Source organism: Burkholderia sp. GW821-FHT14F03, assembly GCF_058803765.1.
Map to the genome: position 1 here is coordinate 11605 of NZ_JBXAPG010000009.1, position 12074 is coordinate 23678.

Annotated in this window: 11 protein-coding genes; 6 read left to right on the forward strand and 5 right to left on the reverse strand. The window is 69.8% G+C overall.

What is annotated here, in order from left to right; translation table 11 throughout:
- Positions 1-593 precede the first annotated feature (593 nt).
- Together AC1RQF_RS08185 and AC1RQF_RS08190 are read left to right on the forward strand one after the other, a co-directional pair.
- Entirely contained in the window at positions 594-1454 is an 861-nt protein-coding gene (locus tag AC1RQF_RS08185) for an MBL fold metallo-hydrolase (RefSeq protein ID WP_273998243.1), read from the forward strand.
- A 58-nt stretch (positions 1455-1512) separates the two neighbouring features.
- Positions 1513-2745 carry an NAD(P)/FAD-dependent oxidoreductase gene (locus AC1RQF_RS08190; protein WP_273998242.1) on the forward strand — a complete coding sequence of 411 codons (1233 nt, stop codon included), beginning with the start codon at positions 1513-1515 and terminating at the stop codon, positions 2743-2745.
- 19 nt (positions 2746-2764) lie between these two features.
- Here the strand turns inward: AC1RQF_RS08190 and AC1RQF_RS08195 are convergent, their stop codons facing one another.
- Entirely contained in the window at positions 2765-3205 is a 441-nt protein-coding gene (locus AC1RQF_RS08195; RefSeq protein ID WP_273998241.1) for a DUF2867 domain-containing protein, read from the reverse strand.
- Positions 3202-4446 (reverse strand): MFS transporter, encoded by a 1245-nt coding sequence (locus AC1RQF_RS08200; RefSeq protein WP_273998239.1) that lies wholly within the window; start codon positions 4444-4446, stop codon positions 3202-3204. The genes AC1RQF_RS08195 and AC1RQF_RS08200 overlap by 4 nt, the downstream gene beginning before the upstream one ends.
- A gap of 124 nt (positions 4447-4570) precedes the next feature.
- Here AC1RQF_RS08200 and AC1RQF_RS08205 point away from each other — a divergent pair, with 124 nt between their 5' ends.
- The 4 genes from AC1RQF_RS08205 (at position 4571) to AC1RQF_RS08220 (ending at position 10414) form a co-directional block, all read left to right on the forward strand.
- Entirely contained in the window at positions 4571-5530 is a 960-nt protein-coding gene (locus AC1RQF_RS08205) for a LysR family transcriptional regulator (RefSeq protein ID WP_492871739.1), read from the forward strand.
- A 487-nt stretch (positions 5531-6017) separates the two neighbouring features.
- On the forward strand, positions 6018-8207 hold the full coding sequence (locus AC1RQF_RS08210) for a glycoside hydrolase family 3 C-terminal domain-containing protein (protein WP_492871740.1): 2190 nt from the start codon (positions 6018-6020) through the stop codon (positions 8205-8207).
- 501 nt (positions 8208-8708) lie between these two features.
- Positions 8709-8981, forward strand: a complete 273-nt coding sequence (locus tag AC1RQF_RS08215) for a hypothetical protein (protein ID WP_273998232.1) — start codon at positions 8709-8711, stop codon at positions 8979-8981.
- Between the two features lie 35 nt (positions 8982-9016).
- Positions 9017-10414, forward strand: a complete 1398-nt coding sequence (locus AC1RQF_RS08220; protein WP_273998230.1) for an MFS transporter — start codon at positions 9017-9019, stop codon at positions 10412-10414.
- A 79-nt stretch (positions 10415-10493) separates the two neighbouring features.
- Here the strand turns inward: AC1RQF_RS08220 and AC1RQF_RS08225 are convergent, their stop codons facing one another.
- From AC1RQF_RS08225 to AC1RQF_RS08235, 3 genes are all read right to left on the reverse strand, one after another.
- Positions 10494-10823 carry a hypothetical protein gene (locus AC1RQF_RS08225; RefSeq protein WP_492871806.1) on the reverse strand — a complete coding sequence of 110 codons (330 nt, stop codon included), beginning with the start codon at positions 10821-10823 and terminating at the stop codon, positions 10494-10496.
- Positions 10824-11011: 188 nt separating this feature from the next.
- Positions 11012-11401, reverse strand: a complete 390-nt coding sequence (locus AC1RQF_RS08230; protein ID WP_273998229.1) for a DUF4150 domain-containing protein — start codon at positions 11399-11401, stop codon at positions 11012-11014.
- Between the two features lie 11 nt (positions 11402-11412).
- Positions 11413-12048, reverse strand: coding sequence for a DUF3540 domain-containing protein (locus tag AC1RQF_RS08235; RefSeq protein WP_273998228.1), 636 nt, complete (start codon positions 12046-12048; stop codon positions 11413-11415).
- Between the last annotated feature and the right edge of the window lie 26 nt (positions 12049-12074).

Sequence of the window (12074 nt, forward strand, 5' to 3'; positions counted from 1 at the left end):
GACTCGCCCGTCACACCCGCCACCCCGCGTACGACATGCATCGTGCGACGCTCGCCACCGATCCCATTCCCGCATCGCATACCCGATGCATCATCCCGATCGAACGCTGCCGCATTCCAACCGCCCGTGCACACCGCCGAGATCGCACCGATAGGCCGCCAAGTCCATATGCCCTCCGCAAGCACGCACGACCGACTCGCCCGTCACACCCGCCACCCCGCGTACGACATGCATCGTGCGACGCTCGCCACCGATCCCATTCCCGCATCGCATACCCGATGCATCATCCCGATCGAGCGCTGCCGCATTCCAACCGTCCGTGCACACCGTCGAGATCTCACCGATAGGCCGCCAAGTCCATATGCCCTCCGCAAGCACGCACGACCGACTCGCCCGTCAACCCCGTCACCCCGCCCATGAAATGCATCGTGCGCCGCCTGCCACCGATTCCATTCCCGCCTCGCACGCCCGATGCATCATCCCGATCGAGCGCTGCCGCATCCCCGCGCCACCTCGCGCTGAAACGGTTCCGCCCGCCGTTGCACACGGCGCGCGGTTGCACATTCCCCGCAATTGAGCGACCCTCTCGCCTCATGAAACCGACCATCGAAGCCTTCCACGATCCCGTCACCTCGACGCTCAGCTACGTCGTGCATGCCGGCCGCGCAACACCCTGCGCGATCGTCGACGCCGTGCTCGACTACGAGCCGCACGCGGGCCGCACCTCGACCCGCTCCGCCGACCGGATCGTCGATTACGTCCGCGCGCACGACCTGCGCGTCGAATGGCTGCTCGAAACGCACGCGCACGCCGACCACATCTCCGCCGCCCCGTATCTGCGCGCGCATCTCGGCGGCAAGATCGCGATCGGCGAGCAGATCCGCGCCGTGCAACGGATCTTCGGTCCGGTCTTCCACCTCGAACCGGCCTTCCTGCCCGACGGCTCGCAGTTCGACCACCTGTTCCACGAAGGCGAATGCTTCAGCGTCGGCGCGCTGCAAGCGAGCGTCATGCACGTGCCGGGCCATACGCCCGCCGACGTCGCGTACCACTTCGACGGCGTCGCGTTCGTCGGCGACACGCTGTTCATGCCCGACGTCGGCACCGCGCGCTGCGATTTCCCCGGCGGCGATGCGCATACGCTCTACCAGTCGATCCAGCGCCTGCTCGCGCTGCCCGACGAGACGCAGCTCTACATGTGCCACGACTATCCGCCCGACGGTCGCGCGCTGCGCTGGCACACGACGGTCGCCGAACAGCGCGCGGCCAACGTGCACGTCGGCGGCGCGATCGCAGAAGCGGACTTCATCGCGATGCGCACCGCCCGCGACCGCACGCTCGGCATGCCGACGCTGATCATCCCGTCGATCCAGCTCAACATCCAGGCCGGCAAGCTGCCCGAGCCGGACAGCAACGGCACCCGCTACCTCAAGATTCCGCTCGACGTCCTCTAGCCGCACGCCCGCGGACGGCCCGCGCGCCGCCCGCTTTCCCTATTCCATTCGATCGCCCATGACTTCTTCCTCCCTGACTTCCCGTTCATTCGACATCGTCGTGGTCGGCGGCGGCGCGGCCGGCATCGGCGTCACCGCCAGCCTGCTCAAGCGCCGCCGCGATCTGCGGATCGCCATCGTCGAACCCAGCGACCGCCATTACTATCAGCCGGCCTGGACCCTGGTCGGCGGCGGCGCCTACGACATCGACAAGACCGTACGCCCGACCGAATCCCTGATCCCGCGCGGCGCGCACTGGATCCGCGCCCGCGCCGCGCGCTTCGAGCCCGACCAGAACCACGTCGTGCTCGACGACGGCGCCGTGCTCGACTACCAGCAACTGATCGTCTGTCCCGGCCTGCAACTCGCATGGGATCGGATCGACGGCCTGGAGGCGACCCTCGGGCGCAACGGCGTGACCTCGAACTATCGTTTCGACCTCGCCCCCTATACGTGGGAATGCGTGCAGGCGCTCAAGCAGGGCCGCGCGCTGTTCACGCAGCCGGCGATGCCGATCAAGTGCGCGGGCGCGCCGCAAAAGGCCATGTATCTCGCGTGCGATCACTGGCGACGCACCGGCGTGCTCGATCGCATCGAGGTCGAATTCGACAACGCCGGCGCGGTGCTGTTCGGGGTCGCGGCCTTCGTGCCGCCGTTGATGGAATACGTCGAGCGCTATCGCGCGCAACTGGCGTTCAACTCGAATCTCGTCGCGGTCGACGGCCCGAAGCGCATCGCCACCTTCGACGTGAAGGACGCGAACGGCCAGGTCAGCCGCATCGACAAGCCGTTCGACCTGCTGCACGTGGTCCCGCCGCAGATCGCGCCGGACTTCGTGCGCGCAAGCCCGCTCGCGAATGCCGACGGCTGGTGCGAGGTCGACCAGGAGACGCTGCGGCACCCGCGCTATCCGAACGTGTTCGCGCTCGGCGATGTGTGCTCCGCGCCCAACGCGAAAACCGCCGCCGCCGCGCGCAAGCAGATCGTGATCGTCGCGCGCAACCTGCTCGCGGTCCGCGACGGCGCGCAGCCGGCCACGCGCTACGACGGCTACGGCGCCTGCCCGCTCACGGTCGAGAAAGGCCGCATCGTGCTCGCGGAATTCGGCTACGGCGGCAAGCTGCTGCCGACCTTCCCGCTCGATCCGCTGGTGCCGCGCCGCACCGCCTGGTACCTGAAGACCACCGTGCTGCCCTGGCTCTACTGGAACGGCATGCTGAAAGGCCACGAGTGGCTGACGCGAGTGCCGTGAGCCACGCGCCCCCGCGCCGTCACGCGCCGGACAAGCCGATCTGCGTGGCGACGTGCGCCGCGATCAGGCGGTGGAACGGCATGATCGCCGCCAGGTAGCCGCGCCCCAGCAGGTTGTGCGTGCGCACGATCGTCGTGATCGTCGCACGCCCGTCCGCAACGACGACCGCGACGCGGAAATCCAGGTGGTAGTCGTCGAAGCCCATCAACACCTCGCGCGGCGATTGCTGCAACACCGGAAAGCGCGCCCCGTGCGCGGGTTTCAACGCGACCAGCATCCCGAGCCGGTTGCGCAGCACGAGCAGCACGCGCAACCAGAGCGGGCTGTCCGCGAACATCCGGTCCGCCGCGGCAATCGCGTCGATACCGGCCGGCGCCGCCACCTGATAGGCGTCGGCGAAATCGAACCCGGGAAGGATGCGCGCGCAATCAATCTCGGGAACAACGGATCGGGCCTTCATTGAACGACTCCTGGATGATCGGTTTGACTGGCCGGCGCGCCGTTCCGCACGACGGCAAAACAGAGTAACGCAAGCGCCGCAAGCACGCCGCCCGTCATGCAGACGCCCGGCCAGCCCGCCCACGCGTACAGCCGCAGCGACAGCTGCGATCCCAGCGCGGCCCCGACGAAGTTGCAGGTCATCGCGCCCGCCGTCAGGCGGCTGCGCGCGTCGGGGCGGCGTCGATACAGCAGCCCGAGGCTGGTGACGTGCACGCCCTGGATCGCACAATCGAGCAGCACGATGCCGACCACGAGCGCCCATGGCGACACTGTGCCGCAGGCCAGCGGCAGCCATGACGCCAGCAACAGCGCGAGCCCGCCCCAGGTCGCGCGATCGCCGCGACCGCGATCGACGAGCCTGCCGAACCAGCCGACGCTCCACGCTCCGGCCGCGCCCGCGAGACCGAACAGGCCGATCGCCGCGCTCGAATAGCGATACGGCGGCGCGGACAGCAGGAACGTGAGCGGCGTCCACATCAGGCTGAACGAGGCGAACAGCATGACGCCGAGCAGCGAGCGCGTGCGCACGAGCGGCTCGTCGACATACAGCCGCAGCGTGGAAGCCAACAGGCGCGGATAGGAGGCGCCGCCCGTCGCGGCCACGCGCGGCAGCATGCGCCAGAGCGCGGCGGACAGCACGAGCATCGCCGCCGCCGCGATGCGGTACACGAGCCGCCAGTCGCCCAGATCGGCCAGGATGCCGGCGAACACGCGCGCGAGCAGGATGCCCAGCAGCAGGCCGCTCATCACCGTGCCGACGGCCTTGCCGCGCGCGTCGGGCGCAGCCAGCGCCGACGCCAGCGGCAACAGCACTTGCGCCACCACCGACAGCCCCCCGGTCATCGCCGTGCCGAGCAGCATCACCGGCAGGCTCGGCGCATGCGCGGTCACGAGCAATCCCACGGCCGACAAGGCGGTCATCAGCACGACGAGGCCGCGCCGCCCGACCAGATCGCCGAGCGGCACGAGCAGCAGCAACCCCATCGCGTAGCTCAGTTGCGCAACGGTCACGATGCCGCCCGCCTCGGTGGCCGATACGCCGAAGTGCGCGCTGATCGCCTGCAGCAGCGGCTGTGCGTAGTAATTGCTCGCGACCGCGCATCCGACCGTGATCGCCATCAGCCGCACGACGGCCGCGCTCAAGTAGGCCTGGCCCTCGCCCGATGCAGGGCGGGCAGCGGGTTTCAGCTTGGATTTCATGACACTCCGTTCGTCGTGGTCGGGAGTGTCAAGTTAGAGCCGGCACGTAGGAAGCTCAACTCGCCGATATCGATATGCTTTATCTGCTTTTTCCTATAATGCCAATTTCCATTTCGAGGCCGCGATGCCGCGTCATGTCGCCCTGGAGCAGCTCGACTTCCGTTTGCTGAAGGTGTTCGTCACGTTGTATCGCGAACGTCACGTCGGCCGCGCGGCCGATCTGCTCGGCATGTCCCAGCCCGCGGTCTCGACGCTGCTCGCGCGCCTGCGGCAGATCGCCGGCGATCCGCTCTTCACGCGCAGCGCGCAGGGCATGCAGCCGAGCGCGCTCGCGCGCCAATGGGCCGATCCCATCGCGACCGCGCTCGGCGCGCTGGAATCCGCGCTCAACGTGCCGTCCGGTTTCGACCCGTCCACCTCGCGGCGCACGTTCTCGCTCTATATGACCGACGTCGGCCAGGCGCTGCTGCTCAACCGGATCGTCGCGCGCCTCGGCAAGCACGCGCCGGACGTGCGGATCCAGGTCGTCGGCGCCTGGGACGGCGCGCTCGCGGAACGCCTCGCCGACGGCCAGCTCGACGTCGCGTTCGGCTGGATTCCGCAGCTCAAGGCGAGCAAGACCAGCACGCTGTTGTTCAAGGATCGCTATGTCGGGGTTCAGGCCCCCCGCGCCCCGGCGGATGCCGCGCGGCGCTACGCGGTCGCGAACGTGCCGCACTCCGCCCATCAGATCGTGATCGAACGCATGCGCGCGCTGGGCATCCAGCCCTCGCTCGTCGTACCCAGCTTCTTCATGCTGCCGGAAGTGCTCGCGCATACCGCCCTCACCGCCGTGCTGCCGGAGCGGCTCGTCCAGCAACTCGCGCAGCAGCGCGGCGTGGCGCTGCGCGTCGTCGAATTGCCGTTCCGGCTGCCGCAGATCAGCATCCGCCTGCACTGGTCGGTCCGCACCTGGCGCGACGAAGGCATCGACTGGCTGCGCGACCAGATCGTCGCGAGCGCCGCCGCGCTTCCGCCATTGCGACGGCCGGGTGCGCGCGGCGCGACGCGCAGCGGGCCCCGGCGCGCCCGAAGCGCTCAGTAAGAATTGCCGGGCGCGTCGCCGCGGCAAAACGCCGTGCTCCGGCATGGCGATCTCGCGTCGCACCATCCTCGTCGGCGTCACGCCGCGCGCCTTCGCCGGATCGTCGATGCTGCGATCCAACATGAGCGCGTTCCGGTTGTTCCGGACTTCGATGCATTTCTCCCTCGTCAATGCATGCGCCGTTCGGTCGTACACGATCGGAAATTTTTTCATGCAAATAGTTGCGTACGCAACCTATTGATCCATTCCCGCTCCCATCCTCAATTTCCATCGACCAAGGGAAAACACCGATGCTGTAGTCAGACTACTTTCATACCATGACTCGCTATGGAGTCTGGCTATACCCACCTGAACGAGCCCGAGCCCCATCCCGCGCGCTGCGCGGCGCGCCATCCCGGCATCGACACCTCCGGCGAAGGACGTCCGCGTCCGCCGCCGGCCGCATCTCGCATCACCGCACCAGACGATCCCATTCATGGAGAGAGACATGAAGGTCAACCGTTGGCCGGCCGCCGCGTTGCTGGCGGCCGCACTCACGAGCGCGCACGCGGACACCCCATCGAGCCCGGCCGGCTTCGACGCCGGCACGGCATCGGTCGCGCACCGGCGCGCCGCCGCGCTCGTCAAGCAGATGACGCTCGACGAGAAGCTGCGCTTCATCCATTCGCAATACGCGATGAGCGACGTCCCGGGCGGCGGCGCGGGCTATATCCAGGGCGTGCCGCGCCTCGGCATCCCCGACCTCAACATGGTCGACTCGGCAACCGGCTCGGGCAGCACCTCGCAGCCGAGCACGACCTTCCCCGCGACGCTCGCGCTCGCGGCCAGCTGGGATCGGCGCCTGTCGTTCGACTACGGCGCGCAGGTCGCCAGGCAGTTGCGCGCGCAAGGGTTCGCGATGGGGCTCGGCGGCGGCACGAACCTCGCCCGCGAACCGCGCGGCGGGCGCTTGTTCGAATACCTCGGCGAAGACCCGCAACTGGCCGGCGAGCTGCTCGCGGAACGCACCGAAGGCACGCAGCGCGAGCGCGTGATCGCGACCATCAAGCACTTCGCCGGCAACGAGCAGGAACACGGCCGCATGGGCGGCAACAGCCAGATCGACGAGCGCACGCTGCGCGAACTCTATCTGCTGCCGTTCGAGATCGCGGCGAAGCGCGCGCAGCCGGGCAGCGTGATGTGCAGCTACAACCGCCTGAACGGCGACTATGCGTGCGAGAACCCGCACCTGCTCAACGACATCCTGAAGAACGAATGGGGCTTCGAGGGCCAGGTGCAATCCGACTGGGGCGCGACGCACAGCACCGCCGCCGCGATCAATGCCGGGCTCGACGAGGAAGAGGACGTCGGGCCGACGGTCTACCTGACGCCGCAGGCGGTGCGCCAGGCCCTCGCGAGCCATGCGATCTCGTCCGCGCGCCTCGACGACATGGTGCGCCGCAAGCTCTACGTGATGATCCGCACCGGCGTGCTCGATCACCCGCCCAAGGGCGGCGCGGTCGATTTCGCCGCCGGCACCGCGTTCGCGCAAACGGTCGCCGAACAGTCGATCGTGCTGCTCAAGAACGACGGCGATCAACTGCCGCTCGCGGCATCCGCGTTGAAGCGGATCGCCGTGATCGGCGGCCATGCCGACACGGCCGTGCTGTCGGGCGGCGGCTCCGGCAACACGCGCGACCCGGTCAGCGGCGCTTTCGCGGGCTGCGGCGGGCTGAGCTTCGGCGCCGCCACCGGTTGCAGCTGGTGGCGCAATCCGTGGTTGAAGATCGACGTGCCGATCGTCGCCGCGCTCCAGGCGCTCGCGCCCGCCGCGCAGGTCGGGTTCGCCGGCAACCGCGACCAGCAGTCGCCGTTCCGCGCCTACACCGCGCAGGAAATCGCCGATGCCGTCGTGCTCGCGCGCAATGCCGACGTCGCGATCGTCGTCGTCGCGCAACCGGCCGGCGAGGACTTCGGCGATCTGTCGAGCCTCGGCCTCGCGAATCCATCGAACCAGGATGCGCTCGTCGACGCGGTCGCCCGGGCCAACCCGCGCACCGTGGTGATCGTCGAGAGCGGCAACCCCGTGTTGATGCCGTGGAAGGACCGCGTCGCGGCGATCGTCGAGGCGTGGTATCCGGGCGAGGCCGGCGGCAAGGCGATCGCGAACGTGCTGTTCGGCAAGGTCAACCCGTCGGGCAAGCTGCCCGTCACGTTCCCCGCGCGCGACCAGGACACGCCGACCTGGGGGCCGGACGGCGCGTTCCAGACCGACCCGGTTTACGCGGAGAAGCTCAATATCGGCTATCGCTGGTACGACGTGAAGAATATCGCGCCGCTCTATCCGTTCGGGCACGGGCTCTCCTATACGCGCTTCGGCTATTCGGGGCTGTCGGTGCGGCACGGGCCGGACGGCGCGCTCGAGGTCGCGTTCACCGTCCGCAACGACGGGCGCGTCGCCGGCGCGGAAGTGCCGCAGGTCTATCTCGCCGTGCCGTACAAGGACGAGCCGCCGCGCCGGCTGGTCGGCTGGGACAAGGTCGCCCTGAATCCGGGCGAGGCGCGCCGCGTGCGCATCCTCGTGACGCCGCGCATGCAAAGCGTCTGGGACGACACCCGGCGCACCTGGCGCCAGGTCCCGGGCGGAACCGTGTATGTCGGCGCGTCGTCGCGCGATATCCGGTTACAGGGAAAGTAAGCCCGCGCCGGGCGGCGCATCCGCCGCCCGGCGCGCATGAGCGCCGCAGCGCCCCTCATGCGATCGGCCCCCGCCGATCGCGGCATTCATTCCCCCGTCATCGACGTCACGCGCGTCGCGACATAGCCGCGCCCCCTCGTTTGACGTCCTTCGGATTGACGTCACATCGACACCTCCGTCGATTATCTTGCGGCTGATATCAGCACTGGCTGACAAAGCGTAACTTCGCCCAATGTGCTGACGTCGAAGCAGCGTCGCGTCGAATTCCTCGGCGGGTTCGCGCCGCGCCATGCGCTGCGGGTCGCCGGGCGGTCGCGCTGATCGAAGCCGGCCTGCCGCGCCTCCCCGGGTCGGACGCCCGCTTCGACGCGGACGAGGCACGCGGCGGTGTCGTGCTCGACTCGACGCGCCTCGGCGGCGCGCCCCGATGCGCAGCGCCTGATCGACGCCCGCCCGCCGCAGCCGGGCCTGCATCGGGATCCGTCGCCGCTGCCGCGCCGCATGGCCGAGCGCGGCCTGTTCAGCCGCCTTCGCAACCACCGCGGCGACGCGCCGTTCGATACGGGCGCCATCGACGTCGCCGCCGCACCCTGCCGTCCACGCCCCGCGAACGGCGCGCCGAACAAAGGGCTGTACGTGCGCGGCATTCGCGCGGAACATACGCGCTGGCTCATGCCGATCGGCAACGGCCGCCTCGGCAAACGAGGCGACTTCACGCGCGACGCCGCCCCGATCGCGGCCGCTATCGCCAGCATGCGCGCCGCCCCGGAATGAGCGCGCCCACTTCGACCGACGAACCCACGAGGAACATGGACCGCTCCCGCTCACGCCCCGCCGCCTCTCTAACCTGGGTCACGCTCACCGCCAGCTTCGGCTTCTCGGTCGGACAGCTCGACGTGACCATCGTCAACGTCGCGCTGCCCCGCATCGGCCGTGAACTCGGGATGCCGCTGTCCGGCCTGCAATGGGTCGTCGACGCCTATGTGCTCGCGTTCGCCGTGGTGCTGTTGCTGGCCGGCACGCTGTGCGACCGGTTCGGCGCGCGACGCGCGTACCGTCTCGGGCTCGCGGGCTTCGCGCTGGCCTCGCTCGCGTGCGGCGCCGCGCAGGGCCCGTGGCAGTTGATCGCCGCGCGCGCCGCGCAAGGGCTCGCGGTCGCGCTGCTGGTGCCGCCATCGCTGAGCCTGATCAACCATGCCTGCGCGGGCCAGCCGCACCGCCGCGCCCGCGCGATCGCCGCCTGGACCGCGGCCGGCGGCATGTCGATCGCGCTCGGCCCCGTGCTCGGCGGCATGCTGCTGCAAGGCTTCGGCTGGCGCAGCATCTTCCTCGTCAATCTGCCGCTGTGCGCCGCCGGCCTCGCGATGACGCTGCGCGTGCCGGAAACGCCCCGCGCACACGGCCGCAGCCTCGACCTGCTCGGCCAGCTGCTCGCCATGCTGAGCCTCGGCGGCTGCATCGCCGCGGTGATCGAATGGCGCACGCTCGGCGCCGCGCATCCGCTGGTGTGGGGCGGCGCGCTCGTCGCCGTCGTCGCGGGCGTCGGTTTCGTCTGGAGCCAGACGCGCCTCGCGCAGCCCATGCTGTCGCTCGAACTGTTCCGCATTCCCGATTTCAGCACGGCGATCGCCTATGGAATGACGATGAACTTCACGTACTACGGGATGTTGTTCGTGCTGAGCCTGTTCCTGCAAAACGTGCACCACTACTCGGCGATGCAGGCAGGTTGGGCTTACCTGCCGCTCACCGGCATGCTGTTCATCGGCAATGTGCTGAGCGGGCGCGTGGTCGATCGCTTCGGGCTGCGCCTGCCGATGGCGCTGGGCGCGGCGCTCGACGCGCTCGGCTTCCTGCTGCTGGCGCAGCTCGATCAGGACAGCCGCTTCGCCGCGATGCTGCCCGCGTTCGTGCTGATCCCGGCGGGCATGGGCCTCGCGGTGCCCGCGATGACCACCGCGCTGCTCGGCAGCGTCGAACATACGCGCAGCGGCATGGCATCCGCCGCGCTCAATGCCGCGCGGCAAGCGGCGGGCGCGATCGGCGTCGCGCTGTTCGGCGCGCTCGCCGCCGGGAGCGGCGAGCAGTTCGTGCGCGGGATGCGCGGGGCCGCGCTCGTCTCCGTCGTGTTGCTGGCCGGTTCGGCCGTGCTGGCGTGGCGGATGATCGGCCGGCCGCTCGGCCACGGCGGCGCGCGGCGCGCCGATTGAACCGATTGAACCGATCGAACCGATCGAACCGATCGAACCGCGCGGCGCGCCCGGCCCGCGCGTCTCGGCAGCGCGCGTCTCAGTAGCGCGCGCCCGGCGGCGGCGCGGGGTGCGTCGCGGGCGTCGTCTTGCGCACCTTCGCCACCTGTGCGGCCGTCACCGGCGCCCCGGGGAACGCTTCATCGAATGGAATTTCGTCTCCAGCTCGCGCGACGCGATCGCGATCGCGAGCGCGCGGCAAGCCTGGGCCGCGCAGACCTTCGGCAAGGTTCCCGGCGAGGAACACGAGTGGACGCGCCAGCCGCCGGCCCGTTCGGGCCCGCGCTGAAGCGGCGACGGCGGCGCCCCGCGCCGCGGAGTCGGCCTGGAGGAAACGCTTCACCTCGCCCGCGAGCCCGACGGAAAGCAAGAACCCGTTATTGGGATGCCCCGCCCTTCCGCAAGCGTGCCTTCGTCGTACGTGGCGTTGCCGATCGAGGTCGCGCCGACGGCCGCCGCTTGCGCCAGGCCCGCGCGCTAATTGAGGCCGTCGTCGGCGCCGCCCACGCGGATGCGCGGCAAACGCCGGGCACCCGCGAACGAACCCATCCCGCCCGCTCACCGCGCCAGGGTCTGCACGGTCATCTGGCTCGGACTGATGCCCATGCCGATGGTGTTCCCGTTGTTCTGCTGGGTCGGATCGGTCATGCGCGTGGCCGGCATCCCCGCGATCAGCACCGTGTTCGCGCCGGCGACGTTGCGGGACATGCTCGAGACGGTGCCCGACACGACGCCGCCGAGCGCTCCCGCGCTGTCGCCGCTCGACTTCGGCACTCGCGTCGCGAGATTGTGGATCGTGCCGCCGCCGACGAAGATCGTCGGCACGTTGGGAATCGCCGCCGCACGCTCCGCGAGGTTCGGATAGGAACCCGGCGAGGACGTCGGTGGTGTCCAATTGATCGTGACAGCGAAATTCAGTCCGGCCGCGCCGGAGTTCGCCCATGGCATCGTGTCGCCCCCTAGCCCAGATGGATCTGCCCGGCGTCGATCTTCGCCAGTTGCTCGGCCGTGACCAGCGTGTGTTGCGCGTGCAGGCGCAGGCTGCTGCTTGCAGCATGATCGATATGCGCCGCGCGCAGGTGTTCGACGGTTTCCACGGTCCGAAAGCTGCTGCGGCATGCCTGGGCGACGTGATCCAGCACCATCTCCAGGCTCTTGCCGACCACGCGCAGCGCGCCGAAGCGGCTGCGCAGCACGCCGCCCGTCAGCGACGCCTCGTCCGCCCGCAGCGAGGCCTCCCGCGCCGCCAGCGAGACGCGCCCGGACTCGAGCGTCAGTTGGTCGGGGCTCGTCACGCGCACCGTCCGGGTCGCTTCCAGCACCAGGTCTCCGTCGACGCGAATATGCACGCCCTCCGCGCCGGGACGCGACAGGATCGCCGTCACATACGCGCAGCGCGGATCCGCCCCGGACAGCGCGACGCGGTCGCCCTCGCGCGGTTCGACCAGGCAGCTGAACGCGCGCCGGGCGCGCAGCGTCGCGCCGTCCGCCTCGACCACGAACACCGCGCCGCCCAGATCGCGCAGCACGGTCGCCAGACGCTCGGGGACGTCCGGCACACGCCCCTCGTGCAGTTGCTTGACTGTGGAATGCATTGCCCGCCTCCTCTTCGTGAAGATTC

Bases quoted from the DNA above. Each gene is read 5' to 3' on its own strand.
- AC1RQF_RS08185 (WP_273998243.1), top strand. From the start codon at position 594: ATGAAACCGACCATCGAAGCCTTCCACGATCCCGTCACCTCGACGCTC.
- AC1RQF_RS08190 (WP_273998242.1), top strand. From the start codon at position 1,513: ATGACTTCTTCCTCCCTGACTTCCCGTTCATTCGACATCGTCGTGGTC.
- AC1RQF_RS08235 (WP_273998228.1), bottom strand. From the start codon at position 12,048: ATGCATTCCACAGTCAAGCAACTGCACGAGGGGCGTGTGCCGGACGTC.
- AC1RQF_RS08195 (WP_273998241.1), bottom strand. From the start codon at position 3,205: ATGAAGGCCCGATCCGTTGTTCCCGAGATTGATTGCGCGCGCATCCTT.
- AC1RQF_RS08230 (WP_273998229.1), bottom strand. From the start codon at position 11,401: ATGCCATGGGCGAACTCCGGCGCGGCCGGACTGAATTTCGCTGTCACG.
- AC1RQF_RS08205 (WP_492871739.1), top strand. From the start codon at position 4,571: ATGCCGCGTCATGTCGCCCTGGAGCAGCTCGACTTCCGTTTGCTGAAG.
- AC1RQF_RS08200 (WP_273998239.1), bottom strand. From the start codon at position 4,446: ATGAAATCCAAGCTGAAACCCGCTGCCCGCCCTGCATCGGGCGAGGGC.
- AC1RQF_RS08220 (WP_273998230.1), top strand. From the start codon at position 9,017: ATGGACCGCTCCCGCTCACGCCCCGCCGCCTCTCTAACCTGGGTCACG.
- AC1RQF_RS08210 (WP_492871740.1), top strand. From the start codon at position 6,018: ATGAAGGTCAACCGTTGGCCGGCCGCCGCGTTGCTGGCGGCCGCACTC.
- AC1RQF_RS08215 (WP_273998232.1), top strand. From the start codon at position 8,709: ATGGCCGAGCGCGGCCTGTTCAGCCGCCTTCGCAACCACCGCGGCGAC.